Annotated in this window: 20 protein-coding genes; 8 read left to right on the top strand and 12 right to left on the bottom strand. The window is 38.1% G+C overall.

The genetic code is table 11. The features are described from left to right. Positions 1-76 precede the first annotated feature (76 nt). Positions 77-1,384, bottom strand: coding sequence for an HD domain-containing protein (locus MHB65_RS02590; RefSeq protein ID WP_205446744.1), 1,308 nt, complete (start codon positions 1,382-1,384; stop codon positions 77-79). Between the two features lie 204 nt (positions 1,385-1,588). Continuing rightward, entirely contained in the window at positions 1,589-1,813 is a 225-nt protein-coding gene (locus MHB65_RS02585; protein ID WP_004227652.1) for a DUF1450 domain-containing protein, read from the bottom strand. Between the two features lie 236 nt (positions 1,814-2,049). Between MHB65_RS02585 and MHB65_RS02580 the strand changes: the two genes are divergently transcribed. Then, positions 2,050-2,700, top strand: a complete 651-nt coding sequence (locus MHB65_RS02580; RefSeq protein ID WP_205446743.1) for an RsfA family transcriptional regulator — start codon at positions 2,050-2,052, stop codon at positions 2,698-2,700. A gap of 36 nt (positions 2,701-2,736) precedes the next feature. Here the strand turns inward: MHB65_RS02580 and MHB65_RS02575 are convergent, their stop codons facing one another. Then, complete coding sequence (locus MHB65_RS02575) at positions 2,737-3,570, bottom strand: lipoate--protein ligase family protein (RefSeq protein WP_342442400.1); 834 nt, start codon at positions 3,568-3,570, stop codon at positions 2,737-2,739. Positions 3,571-3,726: 156 nt separating this feature from the next. Between MHB65_RS02575 and hemQ the strand changes: the two genes are divergently transcribed. Beyond that, the gene (gene hemQ, locus MHB65_RS02570) at positions 3,727-4,476 is read left to right on the top strand and encodes a hydrogen peroxide-dependent heme synthase (RefSeq protein ID WP_053993171.1); all 750 of its coding nucleotides are present in this window, start codon (positions 3,727-3,729) and stop codon (positions 4,474-4,476) included. A gap of 43 nt (positions 4,477-4,519) precedes the next feature. Here hemQ and MHB65_RS02565 read toward each other — a convergent pair whose 3' ends face one another. Together MHB65_RS02565 and MHB65_RS02560 are read right to left on the bottom strand one after the other, a co-directional pair. Next, complete coding sequence (locus MHB65_RS02565; protein WP_016993376.1) at positions 4,520-4,702, bottom strand: hypothetical protein; 183 nt, start codon at positions 4,700-4,702, stop codon at positions 4,520-4,522. Between the two features lie 271 nt (positions 4,703-4,973). After that, positions 4,974-5,144 (bottom strand): hypothetical protein, encoded by a 171-nt coding sequence (locus MHB65_RS02560; protein ID WP_016993377.1) that lies wholly within the window; start codon positions 5,142-5,144, stop codon positions 4,974-4,976. A gap of 246 nt (positions 5,145-5,390) precedes the next feature. On the opposite strand from MHB65_RS02560, the gene MHB65_RS02555 reads away from it, so the two are divergent. Further along, positions 5,391-5,816, top strand: coding sequence for a cell wall hydrolase (locus MHB65_RS02555; RefSeq protein WP_004227631.1), 426 nt, complete (start codon positions 5,391-5,393; stop codon positions 5,814-5,816). Positions 5,817-5,838: 22 nt separating this feature from the next. Beyond that, positions 5,839-6,174 (top strand): spore coat protein GerQ, encoded by a 336-nt coding sequence (gene gerQ, locus MHB65_RS02550; RefSeq protein ID WP_004227629.1) that lies wholly within the window; start codon positions 5,839-5,841, stop codon positions 6,172-6,174. A gap of 86 nt (positions 6,175-6,260) precedes the next feature. Here gerQ and MHB65_RS02545 read toward each other — a convergent pair whose 3' ends face one another. The 5 genes from MHB65_RS02545 to MHB65_RS02525 all read right to left on the bottom strand — a co-directional run bounded on the left by MHB65_RS02545 (position 6,261) and on the right by MHB65_RS02525 (position 9,203). After that, positions 6,261-7,436, bottom strand: coding sequence for a M20 family metallopeptidase (locus MHB65_RS02545; RefSeq protein ID WP_342442399.1), 1,176 nt, complete (start codon positions 7,434-7,436; stop codon positions 6,261-6,263). Positions 7,437-7,599: 163 nt separating this feature from the next. Next, positions 7,600-7,980: a DUF423 domain-containing protein gene (locus MHB65_RS02540; protein ID WP_205446739.1), complete on the bottom strand. Its 381-nt coding sequence runs from the start codon at positions 7,978-7,980 to the stop codon at positions 7,600-7,602. A gap of 27 nt (positions 7,981-8,007) precedes the next feature. Next, the gene (locus MHB65_RS02535) at positions 8,008-8,274 is read right to left on the bottom strand and encodes a YwdI family protein (protein ID WP_342442398.1); all 267 of its coding nucleotides are present in this window, start codon (positions 8,272-8,274) and stop codon (positions 8,008-8,010) included. Continuing rightward, entirely contained in the window at positions 8,274-8,450 is a 177-nt protein-coding gene (locus MHB65_RS02530) for a uracil-DNA glycosylase (protein ID WP_205446737.1), read from the bottom strand. The genes MHB65_RS02535 and MHB65_RS02530 overlap by 1 nt, the downstream gene beginning before the upstream one ends. 75 nt (positions 8,451-8,525) lie before the next feature. Then, a complete protein-coding gene (locus MHB65_RS02525) occupies positions 8,526-9,203 on the bottom strand; it encodes a uracil-DNA glycosylase (RefSeq protein WP_342442397.1) in 678 nt (225 codons plus the stop codon). 175 nt (positions 9,204-9,378) lie between these two features. Between MHB65_RS02525 and thiD the strand changes: the two genes are divergently transcribed. Beyond that, a complete protein-coding gene (gene thiD, locus MHB65_RS02520) occupies positions 9,379-10,209 on the top strand; it encodes a bifunctional hydroxymethylpyrimidine kinase/phosphomethylpyrimidine kinase (protein ID WP_205446735.1) in 831 nt (276 codons plus the stop codon). Between the two features lie 42 nt (positions 10,210-10,251). On the opposite strand, the gene MHB65_RS02515 is transcribed toward thiD, so the two are convergent. Next, entirely contained in the window at positions 10,252-10,800 is a 549-nt protein-coding gene (locus MHB65_RS02515) for an acyl-CoA thioesterase (protein ID WP_205446734.1), read from the bottom strand. A 195-nt stretch (positions 10,801-10,995) separates the two neighbouring features. Here MHB65_RS02515 and MHB65_RS02510 point away from each other — a divergent pair, with 195 nt between their 5' ends. The 3 genes from MHB65_RS02510 (at position 10,996) to bshB2 (ending at position 12,894) form a co-directional block, all read left to right on the top strand. After that, positions 10,996-11,277 (top strand): hypothetical protein, encoded by a 282-nt coding sequence (locus MHB65_RS02510; RefSeq protein WP_048393429.1) that lies wholly within the window; start codon positions 10,996-10,998, stop codon positions 11,275-11,277. Positions 11,278-11,840: 563 nt separating this feature from the next. Then, positions 11,841-12,191: a YojF family protein gene (locus MHB65_RS02505; protein ID WP_004225428.1), complete on the top strand. Its 351-nt coding sequence runs from the start codon at positions 11,841-11,843 to the stop codon at positions 12,189-12,191. Positions 12,192-12,204: 13 nt separating this feature from the next. Beyond that, positions 12,205-12,894 (top strand): bacillithiol biosynthesis deacetylase BshB2, encoded by a 690-nt coding sequence (bshB2, locus tag MHB65_RS02500; protein WP_342442396.1) that lies wholly within the window; start codon positions 12,205-12,207, stop codon positions 12,892-12,894. Between the two features lie 619 nt (positions 12,895-13,513). Here the strand turns inward: bshB2 and MHB65_RS02495 are convergent. Beyond that, positions 13,514-14,257, bottom strand: coding sequence for a TerC family protein (locus tag MHB65_RS02495; protein WP_205446732.1), 744 nt, complete (start codon positions 14,255-14,257; stop codon positions 13,514-13,516). Between the last annotated feature and the right edge of the window lie 147 nt (positions 14,258-14,404).

Below are 14,404 nucleotides of genomic sequence, written 5' to 3'. Positions count from 1 at the left end.
AAGATGGGTAGAGCACAACAGAGCGCTCTACCCTTTTTTATAATCACTTCATGAAAATGCTAGTGCCAGCTACAACTTACTTTTCGTCTTTTCTTAACAATGTTAGTATTTGCTGTTTGATGGTTGGATGTGTAGCTTCATCCTCTAAGAAATCTAATGGAAAATAGATTTTATGATCTCGTTTCATACGTCCTGATATGGAATCGACAATAATGGATTCACGTGAAAGTTCCCGCAGCTCACCATTTTTCATTTCTAGAAAAATAGGTACACGGACTTCTTCCTCACCAGGTCTGTAAAAATCATATGGTAGATCTGCCGTTGTATCATGAACAAGATAATAATCAGGGTTCAAGTCTGCCTTTTTGAAAAGCTCTTGGAGTTTTTGATATTTATTGAGCTCCACACCAGGGTCTAAATCAATGTATTGAAATAGCTTGCGATTCACAAAGCGGCGACTTAAATCACTTAGAATAGCATCTTCCTCTTGCATCCATAACTGAAAATATGTAAAAAGTATACTCTCGTCTAACGCAAGATAATCCTCTAATGTAATAGCATTACGGAAGAATGCTAGGAAATGAGTAGGCTCATGCTTAAATGTATAGCCCGCTAAGCTTAATTGTTTTACTCTTTTTAAAATATTATTTAAAATTACCTCTGCGCTTCGTGACACAGGATGGAAATAAATTTGTAAGTACATTTGATAGCGACTCATTATATAGTCTTCCACCGCATGCATGCCTGTTGCTTTGATCACCACTTGATTTTTACGCGGACGCATTACTCTCAAAATCCGTTCCATATCAAAGTGACCGTAGCTAACACCTGTAAAATAAGCATCACGTTGTAAGTAATCCATACGATCCGCATCAATTTGGCTAGAAATTAAACTAATTACTTGCTTATTTGGATATGTCTTTCCAATCACTTGTGATACCTTTTCTGGAAAATCATCTGCCACTTTTTTTAAGATAGCATTTACTTCCGTATCACCCAACAAAATTTGCCTTGTGTAATATTCATGATCAAGCTCAAAAACATTTTCAAAAGCATGAGAAAATGGTCCATGCCCTAAATCATGTAAAAGGGCTGCACATAATACTAATAGTCTTTCACTTTCATCCCAATCTGGACGACCAACAAAGATATCATCTACTATGCGACGTACAATTTCGTAAACCCCAAGAGAATGACTAAAGCGACTGTGTTCCGCTCCATGAAATACTAAAAATGTGGTACCTAGCTGACGAATTCTACGTAAACGCTGAAATTCTCTTGTACCCACTAAATCCCATATCACTTGATCTCGAACATGTACATAACGGTGTACTGGGTCTTTAAATACCTTTTCTTCTTCTAATTTAGCGTTTGCATATGTCATTTGGATAGCACCCCCATTTTGTTATAGTTCTATTATATGCGATAAATCTAGGACTAGCATACTTATTGCCATTTTTCTATAGATATTAACAACCTATTTCCATTACTTTCATCATTATTTTTAAATCTATATTGGTCTAATTTCTCAACATATAAAAATAAGCAAAACAAAAACTATCTCCTCAAGTAGAGATAGCTTTTCATTTTACTTTTTTAATTTTGCTAAAACCTTTTCCATTAGTTCATCTTCTGTTAACGCAGCAACTGGGCGGCTATTTACAAAGGTAAATGTCTTTTTGCGTCCTGGACCACAGTAAGAATGACAGCCAATTTCGATGGTTGCATCAGGATCGATTTCCTTTAATTTTGGAATTAACGTCTTTAAGTTAACGGCCTGACATTCATCGCAAACTTTAAATTCGTTTGCCATTTTGTCAACAACCCTTTCTATATAGTATTTTTTCAAACATAATCTCGCTCTATTGAACACATGACCTTCACATATTTAAGTATGCAGCATGTGCACAAACCTACATCGGGTATTGTATCGCACTTTTCCCCTTCTATTCAAGCATAATTCCTTCTACATAGATGAATAAAAGGTTAAAAGATTGGTCATGCTAATCTTAAATAACAAGTTCCAGATAAAGGTGGGAGGATTTTAATATGAGTAAAATAAGACAAGATGCTTGGTTAAAAGAAAACGATGAATTACTAGCAGAAGCGGTAATCCGTCATGTAACAGAGGGCAGCACACAGCTAAATGCCTTCGAAGAAGCCGGTGATGCATTAAATCGTACTGCGGCAGCCTGTGGTTTTCGTTGGAATGCTGTTGTTCGTAAAGAATACGAGGGACAATTAGCAGAAGCTAAAAAGGAAAGAAAAGAGAGAATGCGAGTGTTGGGAGCCCCAGCAAGACGCCGTACTTCTAGTATGTTTACAGTAAATAATAGTGCTGCTGAAGGAAAGTCAATTCCGCTATCCGCTCTTTCTCTTGATATTGTCATAGCTTATTTACTACGTTTACAGCATTCTGGTGAAGTAGGAAATGAATCTTCAAAATGGCGACAACTAGTACATGTAACATCTGAGAAAAATAAAAAACTAGAGAAAACCATTACAAAATTAGAAGAAGAAAATCGAGCGATCCGCAAAGATTACGAGCAATTTGTTCAAATTATGAATCGCGCTAGACGTCTCGTTACGCTTGATGAAGAGGAAGAGCGAATTGCACCTGTTTTTAAAATGGAGAAAAACGGAAATCTTGTAACAAGTAGTTCTATTTATCAACCAGAAAATGGCGATGCGCTAAATTAGCCGCATCGCTTTTTTCTATTTCATATAATCAACCTTTTACTTCCGTTCAAGCATTTTCGCGTTGCGCTCAAAAACACGCTGTAAATAGAAACCATACAACGTTATTTCTTCATCATAGAAGGATTGTGGACGAACTTCTTGGGCCAAATGATAAAGTAGTTGCTGCAAACGAATAACGACCGCTTCTACTGTTAAATTCGGGTCAACAAGCTCTGATAGCGAAGCCATTACTTCAGGCACGATTTGAGGGTAAGTGAATTTTGTTTCCTCTTGTCGTAAGCTTACGTCATAAAAGTCTCGAATAAGTGCCGCGCGTTGCGAGCCACTTCCTTCAATACATAAATAAATTTGCACTGCCACCCCTTGACGTAAGCGTCTTTGTGAAATGCCAGCAAATTTTTTCCCTTCAATACTTAAATCATAAGAACCTGGGCAATAAGAGCCGACAATTTCATAAGCCTCAATTTTATCAGCTACTTCTGGGAACAACCCCTTCACAAGATCAACCATCACATCATAGCCATCGTTTATACTGAGTGACTCTGTTTGTTCAGACAATACAATAGAAATATTGAGAACTCCTTCATCTAGTACAACTGCTAAGCCACCAGAGTTACGAACGATAGGATGATAGCCTCTCGATTCTAGTAATTCCATACCTTGCTGGACATAGGGCAAACGATGATCTTGAATACCGAGCACAACAGATGCTTCATGAACCCATGTACGAATTGTGGGTGGGGACGTCAATTGACCAACTAATTGGCACAACGTATCATCCGTTGCAAAAGATTCAAGCGGTGATCTTTGCTTCGCACTAATGGATTGATCATAATAACGCCAAATAGGCTGTTGTAAAATATGTTTCATATTGGTACTCCTCTAATTACATCTCTTCTCTTTAGAATACATTATCTTTAGTTGGTGTCAAATTCGTGAATTACTATCATGAACTTAGGGATTTTGCACAAACTATGATAAACTAATTTTTGAATGGTATTCACTTATAAAGGAGTGTTTTCAATAATGAATGAAGCAGCAATTACGTTAGATGGTTGGTACGCTTTACATGATTTCCGCTCAATCGACTGGGCTTCTTGGAAACTTGTTTCTGCAGAGGAACGTCAAGCAGCAGTAGAGGAATTTATTGCATATTTAGAAAAACTGAACGAAGCAGACGTCGCTAAAACAGGTGCTCATGCCTTTTATGCAATCGTTGGTCAAAAAGCTGACTTTATGATTATGACATTGCGTGAAACAATGGATGAGTTACAAGAGCTTGAAGCAGAATTCAATAAATTAGCTATAGCAGATTTTACAATTCCTACATATTCTTATGTATCTGTTGTAGAGCTTTCAAACTATTTAGCTGGCGAATCAAATGAAGATCCTTACCAAAATCCACATGTACGTGCACGTCTATATCCAGAACTTCCACGTGCTAAATATGTATGCTTCTATCCAATGGATAAACGCCGTCAAGGGAACGACAACTGGTACATGCTATCAATGGATGAGCGTAAATCATTAATGCGTTCTCATGGAATGATTGGTCGCGGCTATGCTGGTAAAGTAAAACAAATTATTACTGGCTCTGTAGGCTTCGATGATCACGAATGGGGCGTAACTTTATTTGCTGATGACGTACTACAATTCAAAAAATTAGTATATGAAATGCGCTTTGATGAAGTATCGGCACGCTACGGCGAGTTTGGTGAATTCTTCGTCGGAAACCTACTTGATAACGATAAATTGGTTAAATTCTTAACTGTTTAATAGCTCATTAAAAATGCGAGTCCGCCAATATGGACTCGCATTTTTAAATTTCGTTTTCTTCAGCATTCTCGGATTCAAATATTAAAATAATGATGTGAATAAAAAATCCAGTTAGCATCATAAGAAAAACTAAATACCAATTATATGGTTGATGATAATATTCTGCTATTCCAACTGCCAGAAAAGCGCTGATAATGATTGCTACAAACATACTAAAAATACGCATGAAAACGCTCCTTCATACAAACAAAAATAAAGTCAATTTTAGTATGTCTCGGTATATTTTTAATATACTAGCAAGGCTAAGGTTTCCATAAAAATAATGATGTCTCATTGAAATAGCAGCTAAAACAAGCATTCATCCCCTATTAAAGAGTAGTCTTTTTTCCTGATACTTCGCTTTCCACACGAAAAAATTTACTCACCCAACATAAAAAAGTGCCATCCTTCTGCGATGACACTTTCTTAATCCCAACACTTTTCTTCTACATACTTCATTAAGAGCTCTCGTCCTTTACTTTTAAAATTAAGATAACCGTTTGAATAAAAAAACCGATCACAATAATGACAATAAAGAGATACCAATGGAGCGGCTGTCCATAAAACTCCCCTAATAGAAAAGCTAGTACTGCACTTAATAAAATTCCAAACCAAACCCCAATTTCCATAAACCATCACCTCACATGTATTGGATACACATGCAATTCATTTGATCTCACGTTCCCCTAATTCTATTTTTTTCTATTTACCCGTTTTAATAAAAAAACTATCGGTCTTGCAGGGTTTCGAAGTATTTTCTACGTACTTGTCGCTATTACTACTATATGCATAGTAATTTTAATGTGTGATTGTCTTTCTTAACAAAATTGAACATGTCTACAATACCTTCATGCATATACTGTCTGCGAGGAGGTATGAAAATCGCTGTTATTAAGACGAATGATGCACAGACAGCCCTACTCGCAAGGCTAATGCGTGCCGAAGCAGAAGGTGAAGGAGAGTTAGGCATGCTGATGGTTGGGAATGTTGGCGTTAATCGTGTAAGAGGTGATTGTTTAGATTTTGGTGATATTCGAACGATTGAACAAATGGTTTATCAGCGTCCGGGAGGCTTTGAGGCAACACAAAAGGGTTATTTTTATCAGCGAGCACGTGATCAAGATATTCGGTTAGCTAAAAGGGTTATTCAGGGTGAAAGATTTCATCCAGCTACCCGCTCTTTGTGGTTTTTCATGCCAGCAGGTGATTGTCCTGCACAATGGTATGGCCAATGGAATACTGGCAGATTCAAATCTCATTGTTTTTTCTCGCCAACTGAACAAGATTGTCCTCAAATTTAAAAAGAAAGTAGGTTGATAATTGATGATGCCTTATTATTGGACACCAACAACGCAACAACAAATGACTCCTCCTCCAGTCACACTTCCAAGCGGGCGACCACCTGGCCGTGAAGAGTCCTATATAGAAAATATTTTACGATTGAATCGTGGAAAACCTGCTACCTTCCATTTTTCTTTTGAGCATGCAGTGGAGCAGGGAAAAAACACAAAAACTGTTCGTGGTGTGGTAGAAGCCGCTGGTAGAGACCATGTCATTATTCGTGAACTTAAATCCAATCATCGTTTTCTTTTCCCTATGATTTATTTCGATTTTGCTGAGTATGATGAGGAAATGGCCTACTTTAATCAAAATCCATAATTCAATCTTCTAGTGTAAAAATCCGCAATACACTCACTGACCAAAAAAGTCGATGAGCGTATGCGGATTTTTATCATTCGCTATAATTAATTTTCTATTAGATACGTTAAAGTTGCTTTACCTAAGGTTTTCGCTGCTATGAGCATTGCACGTTCATCAAAATCAAAGCGTGCATGATGATGCGGATAGGCCTTTTCCCATTCTGGCTTTTTCGCCCCTGTGAAGAAAAATGTGCCTGGTACTTTTTCTAAATAATACGCAAAGTCTTCCCCAATCATAAATGGTGGACATGTTATTACTTGCTCTACACCTGGGACAGTCGACGCCAACTGTGCCACAAACGCTGTTTCTTTCTGATGGTTATAAACAGGTGGATAACCTCTTGTGTAACGATATTCGTAACTTGCCCCAAATGCCAGACAAGTCGCATTCAATACCGCTTCTAACTCTTGCTCCATTTGTGTGCGTACTTCTTCTTCAAACGTACGAATTGTTCCCGCCAATACTACTCGATCAGCAATAACATTAAACGGATTAATGGCCTCAAAATGACCAATTGTTAAAACAGCTGATTTCAATGGATCAATACGTCTTGAAACAAGCTGTTGAGCATTGACGACAAATTGTGAGGCAAGGGTAACAGCATCAATGGAATGATGCGGCTCTGCGCCATGTCCACCCTTCCCTTGAACCGTGATTTCTACTTTATCTGCAGCTGCCATAATGGCTCCATCTTTCACTAAAATTTCTCCTAATGGTGTAGGCGCCCATAAATGCGTACCAAAAATTACATCTACGCCATCTAAACAACCACCCTCTATCATCGGCTTAGCTCCACCTGGTGCTACTTCCTCTGCATGCTGATGAATAAATACCACATTGCCAGCAATTTCGTCCTTCATCGCATTCAGTGCCTTAGCTAGTCCAAGTAATGTAGCTGTATGTCCATCATGTCCACAAGCATGCATTTTTCCAGCTATTTTAGATTGATACGGTACATCATTCTCCTCTTGTATCGCTAATGCGTCAAAATCAGCTCGCAATGCTACTGTTTTACCAGACTTTCCACCACGTAATATCGCTACGACACCACGTCCTCCCACTCCTTCACGAACCTCATGGCCCAATTCTCTATGAAAAGCAGCTATATAGGCTGGCGTTTCCACTTCTTCAAAGGATAATTCAGGATATTGATGTAAATGACGACGAATCCCTACCATCTCATCATAGTTTGCATCTATTAATGCAAATAGTTTTTCCATACTACATAACCTCACTTTTGATATTTTCGAAATATTGCAAGTAATATTAGTAGTGTACTATAAATTCTTACAAAATGGATAGGATTTAAATTGCTATCTTTAGAAAATGACTGATAACAAAGAAAAACTCTCCTACAAATCATGTAAGAGAGTCAATTTAAAATTAACGAGCATGTTTGAGAGCAGTTAAAATAATAAGTAGCCATCCAGCTAAAAATAGTACACCACCAATTGGTGTAATAGCTCCCAATACTTTAATACCACTTATTGCTAGCACATATAAGCTACCAGAAAAGAAAACAATGCCAAGATTAAAGAATATTCCTGCTAGATTTAATTGTTTCACTTCACCTAATAATTTAGAGCTCATTAATAGACCAATAACTAGTAATCCAGTAGCGTGAAACATTTGATATTGCACAGCCGTTTCCCAAATACCTTGACTATATTCATCTAAAACTTCCTTTAAAGCATGTGCACCGAATGCACCGAATGCCACTGCTAATAGGCCATGAAGAGCACCTGTCACGATAAATCTTTTCATTTCTCGTTACCCTACCTTTTAAATGAATTAAAAATCAAAAATGGAATCACCATTTGCTCCATCTTCTTCAATCTTTGCTGTATATAAAGTGGATGGTTTTGACTCTGTTACAAGCATCTGCGGTACATGCTTATGGGGAGTGATAGATGCTGTCTCACTTGGAGAATCTAACACCACATCACATAATGCTCTGATGGCTGTAAGCGCCTCACGAATTTGCTGATCATTCCCCGCATTTTTTGCACTAGATAATTGTTTTTCAAGTTGCTGTATAACGGCTTGATAAGAAATCATTACATTCTCCCACTTTCTACTTTTGGTACGAATTTCAAACAATCCACACCCGAGGATTGCTTCACAACAACGGATGGTATTTGCTTTGTTTTAAAGCCATAAGCTACACATGCTCGTGGGGTTTGAGGGTCCCAGGTTACTTTAAAAAATTGACATTTGAAACAATTCACCTTCATCGTCGTCCCTCACTTTCTTCTATATTAAATGTATCATGATTGATCATGTGTATAAAGTAAACGATTTGTGCCAATCTATTCTAAACACCAATCAATTGGCTGCTTGCCCCACTCCACTAATTGTTGATTAATCTTTGAATAAGGTTTACTACCGAAGAATCCTCGATAAGCACTTAATGGACTTGGGTGTGGCGCTTCGAGTATGGCATGAGGCGTTTTATATTTTCGAATTAATTGCTTTTTGCGTTGCGCTGGTTTACCCCACAATACAAAAATTAGTGGCTCTTCTCTTGCAGCTAATAGATCGATAACAGCATCGGTAAATTGCTCCCAACCTTGTTCCTTATGCGAATTTGCTTGTCCTGCTCGAACCGTAAGCACCGTATTTAATAGCATAACACCCTGTTCAGCCCACTTTGTTAGCGTTCCATTTTGGGGAATTGGACAGCCTAAATCATCCTGTAGCTCTTGAAACATATTCCGTAAGCTAGGAGGATGTGGAATACCTGGTTTAACAGAAAAGCTTAACCCATGCGCTTGATTAGGTCCATGATATGGGTCTTGTCCTAAAATAACAACCTTCACATCATGATATGCTGTTGTATAAAATGCGTTCATCACATCATTCATTGGTGGATAAATGGTTTGTGTCGAATATTCATTTGCGACAAATTGACGTAGTTTTTGATAGTACGGTTTTTCCAACTCTTCTTTGAGTACTTCTTGCCAATCATTCGGGAATACTTGTTTCATCGTTCTTTAAGCCCCTTTCTCTTCTTACAACGGTACAAAAAATTAAAGATGAATTCAAGCATCAGTTGAAACTGACCATATAAAAATATAGTATTCTGGCTATTCTTATAGAATCAGAATCGGACTATACTAGAAGGTAATTTTATAACTCTTAACGATAAAGGGGATCTTTTACATGACTCTAAAAAAAACATTAACAATTGCAGGATCAGATACATCAGGCGGCGCAGGGATGCAGGCTGATCTCAAAACATTCCAAGAGCATGGTACATATGGTATGGTGGCATTAACAGTTGTCGTAACAATGGACCCGAATGGCTGGACACACAACGTCACACCTTTGCCAACTGAGTTACTACAAAAACAAATTGACACAGCTCTTTCCACAGGAATTGATGCCATTAAGACAGGGATGCTCTCAACAGAAGAAATTATTCGCATTGCTGGAGAGGCTATCGCAAATTCAGGCACTCCAAATGTTGTCATCGATCCTGTTATGGTATGTAAAGGTGACGATGAAGTATTGAATCCTGGGAACACAGATGCTATGGTTCAGCATCTTTTACCACTAGCAGCGGTAACAACACCAAATCTTTTTGAAGCGGGACAATTAGCTGGCACAGGTACACCAAAAAACATTGATGACATGAAGATCGCAGCTCGTAAAATCCACGAACTAGGGGCTAAAGCTGTTGTCATTAAAGGTGGAAAAGCACTAGCCACTGAAAAAGCAACAGACTTATTCTTTGATGGTGAAACATTCTACTTATTAGAAGCTGAAAAAGTTGCTTCTACTAATAACCACGGTGCAGGCTGTACATTTGCTGCTTCTGTAACAGCCAATCTTGCTAACGGTCTTTCTATTAAAGACTCTGTCATTGAAGCGAAAGAGTTTGTATCCGCAGCCATCGCACACGGCTGGGCGCTAAATGATTATGTAGGTCCTGTCATGCATGGAGCGAAATCCCGTTTTGGTGCTCCTCAAGTAACAGTAACTGAAATATAAGCATGAAGGGATGTCTCAAAGTCATTTGAGACACCCCTCTTTTTACATATAATTTCCCACCATTTCTAGCCGATAATCCCATGGATCATTCATTGATATAAATTGAGCTAATGCTTTACTTTCCTTTTTACGTTCAGCACGTGCCTTCGCTCGCTCTGAAGCTGTTTCATGCAATTTTGTCTCTTCTACTGTTTCAGGAATTACTCGTGGAACCAACGCTGGTTTATTATTTTCATCCAATGCAACAAATGTTAATAATGCAGTCGCTGCCACCTTTCTCTCTCCTGTTTTCAAGTTTTCAGAAATAACTTTGACAAAAACCTCCATAGAAGATCTTCCCGTCCATGTTACATAGGATTCGAAATAAACAGAATCTGTCGGGCGAATGGGATGTAAGAAATCGACAGAATCAGTTGAAGCTGTGACACAGTCTTTCCTGCTATGCTTTGCTGCTGAAATGGAAGCAACTTGATCAATATCGCTCATCAGTCGCCCACCAAATAATGTATTATGATTATTCACATCATTTGGAAACACACGACTTGTACGCATCACTCTTGATTCCTTACAATATTTAAAGTCCTTATTCACATTAATTCCCCCTCTAAGCGTCTGTTTATTCCTACTATAATGCTATATTTAAATGGAAAAATCAATGTAATTATTAGAAAATTACAAACATTAAACAATCCGTTAACGATTAGTATTTATTAGATAAAGATAAAAATAGGACAAGATACGTTAATGCTTCATATCCCATATATTAGCTGTATGGGAGGGGAAAAGATGAAAAAAAACAAAGTAGAGGACTTAACGGAAGAATCAGGTTTACTAGCTGGGGAAATCACCTCTTCAAAAGTTGAAGTAATTGCTTCCATCATATTAACACTTGGTTACTCATTATCCACCCTTGCCACAATATTGGCTCTTCAGGAGGAGGAAGAATTGGCACAAGCCAAAACAACTGAAACGCAAGATCAAAATCTTTATATGAAGCAAATGTTTAAACAATTACAAAATGTTAATAATCGTTTAGATACAATAGAACGAAAGCTTAATCGATACTAACAAATACATAGCCTACACGAATGTTCAATAAAAAAACCGCGACTCTCCGTCATAAAAGAGAGTCGCGATTTTTTATTATACTATGATAATGAGCTTCATTTTTCTTCCCTTATTCACAACTACCATACATAGCCTGTTCAAGGAACGTCATCTATTGTACCAAGATAGAATTCGTTATTTCTAAAATATTACTTCCTTCAACAGGTGGGGCTGTCTACACACACGAATTAGGAAGAAGTCATGGTTGCAATATCTTTTCAGATGTGAAAACGGATACAATACGAAACGACACATTTTGTACATATTTATTTTCACACTCCCTATATTGATACATTACAATAATTTTTTCAAGAATATTGCTTAAGAACTTGTCATAGATTTAGAGATGATGATTCATTTCCCTTGATGCTAGGATCGATTTTCGCAATCTCAAAAAAATCTGAACCCAATGACGCTGAGGTATATAGATACAAATCATCATTTTTTCATAACAAAGCAATCAATTTCCCTTTGCGAATTTTTTTACTATACTTAAAGGAGAAATGATCGAGAGGAGTGTTAAGATGCAAGAAGTACAAGTAGAGACGTTGCAAAAATTGCTGAATTCTTTCGCCAACAAAGACGTTTATATTCATCTTGAGACGACAAACGGATCTTATGCAGCACACTATGATGAACAGTTTTTTAATGCTGGTGCTTTTATTCGCAATGCTAAAATTAATTATGAGCTTGCTAAGGTTGTAGACAATGCACCTCATCGTGTGGGTTTAAAATTACCTCATGGCTGGGTTTATGCACAAGGCATTACACATTTTGAATTAGATGATTTAGGCCGTTTATTAATGGCTGGACTAGACTACTCTGGAAAATTGGCGATTGCACTTGAAATTAGTGAAACGCCATTTACCTACTAAGGGGGACGACTATTTGAATTTACAACCACAACGTCATATTTTAATTGTGTACCCTCACCCAGATGACGAGGCTTTTTCAGTTGCTGGGACCATCGCCCACTATACAAAGAAAATGAATACACCTGTTACATATGCCTGTTTAACATTAGGCGAAATGGGACGTAATTTAGGTAATCCACCCTTTGCAACGCGCGAGTCCTTACCTGAAATTCGCCGCAAGGAATTGGTTGCAGCAGCAGAGGCAATGGGTATTCAAGATTTACGTATGCTCGGTTTACGAGATAAAACAATTGAATTTGAAGATGATGAGAAAATGGTAAAGTTAGTGGAAGGGTTAATCGAAGAACTAATGCCTTCTTTAATTTTCACATTCTTGCCTGGCTTTGCTGTCCACCCAGACCACGAAGCAACAGCACGTGCTGTAGTTGAAGCTGTACGTCGTATGCCAAAGGCTGCTCGTCCACAAGTATTCGGCTGTGCCTTCGCCAATGATACGATTGAAAAAAATGGCGAACCACATGTTGTTTACGATATTCGTGAAATGCGAATGGACAAATTAAAAGCATTACAAGCTCATGCATCTCAGACTGGTTGGATGATGCAGGAGACGGAAAAACGTATTGATGACGGCGAACCAATGAGCGAGAGCTGGCTAAATATTGAAAAATTCTATATAGTTGACCCAGATAAATATGTAAAATAAAAAAAGTACTGTTCTCGTTTTTAGAGAACAGTACTTTTCATGCTGTTGAAAAAAGATGATGTCAACGGCAGAAAAAGCAACTTTACAAGGCGAGGGGTTGATTTCCGTTCCGCCAGCGTCCTTTCCAGGGGGCGTCCGATGAGCCGCTTCACTCACTTCCGTTCGCTCCAGGGCCTCCTCTGTGACGCTAAATCCCCTAGGAGTGACGCTGGCTCCTCTCCAATCAACCATGCTGCAAAGTGTCTTTACTTTTTTTCATAGTAGCATAGCGATCAAATCGCCCATTAACTGTATTCTTAGAGGGGATGAGCTCTTATTTTCAATGTGGAGAAGTGATGCGTGACAACACCTCTTCATAAAGAGTAGTGAACACCTTCACTTTATTTGAAAACCTTTGCTAAAAAGTCAGGGGTTGAAGTGGAAGGCTACTTGACTCCCGTGGGATAGCGAGACAGGCAAAACTCTAAACGGAGCGGTAGCGGAGGAAGCGATTCGGCGCTCGCCCACAGGAAAACAAGTAGCCTGCAACGGAAATCCATTTTTACCTTTCAATTGACTGTTTTGTTTTTCAACACTAAGAAAAGTACTGTTCTCATTTTTGGAGAACAGTACTTTTTAATTAGGCAGCTCTTACTTTCTTCATCATGTGCACAATGATTGTGATGGAAAAAGCAATCACTAAGAATAAGAAAAATAAATAATGTGGAATATGAATATTGAAAACACTCACTAACATTTTCAAGCCGATGACACCTATAATAATGAAGGCCGTTGCTTCAAGCTCTGGAATTTTTTCGATGATGATTAAAAAAACACCTGCAATGGTCCTCATCATTAATATCCCTAGCATCCCTCCAATTAAAAGCACCCATACTTGATCTGATACCGCAAAGGCAGCGAAGATGGAGTCAATTGAAAAAGCAATATCCATGAGCTCAACAGAAATGACAGTTGCCCAAAAGGTGCCAAAAAGACGCACCATCCATCCCGACCTCTTTACCTCCTTCACACTATCCTCATTCCCTATTTGGAGGAAATGAGCTACACAGAGCCACCCCAAATATAAAGCACCTAATACTTTAATAAACCAAAATTCTACAAGATAAACACCTATGCCAATAAATAAAAATCTAAAAAAATAGGCACCTAGCATACCGTACATTAATGCCCTTTTTCGTTGTTTATCTGGTAAATGTTTCACTAGTACCGCTAATACCAGTGCATTATCTGCCGACAGCAATCCTTCTATAATAATTAATGAGGATATTAGTCCCCAGGATACAGGGTCCATTAATACTTCTTGCCACATCGCCCAATCGAAAAATTTCCAATATGTAGATAAAATCCCTTGAATGATGTCCACTACTTACCCTCCTACTTGTCCTAAGCTAATCTAGTATATGCTTGGCCATTATTGTTATGAGAGTTGTATTTTTTGGATTTGATTCAACAGAGTTTAAATGATTTTTTCCACTTAAAATGTACTATTTCGAGGTCTGACACATCGCTT

Source organism: Lysinibacillus sp. FSL K6-0075 (assembly GCF_038592945.1).
Taxonomy (GTDB): domain Bacteria; phylum Bacillota; class Bacilli; order Bacillales_A; family Planococcaceae; genus Lysinibacillus; species Lysinibacillus fusiformis_F.
Note: the sequence above shows the minus strand (reverse complement) of the source record. Positions and strands in the feature narration are given on the sequence as shown.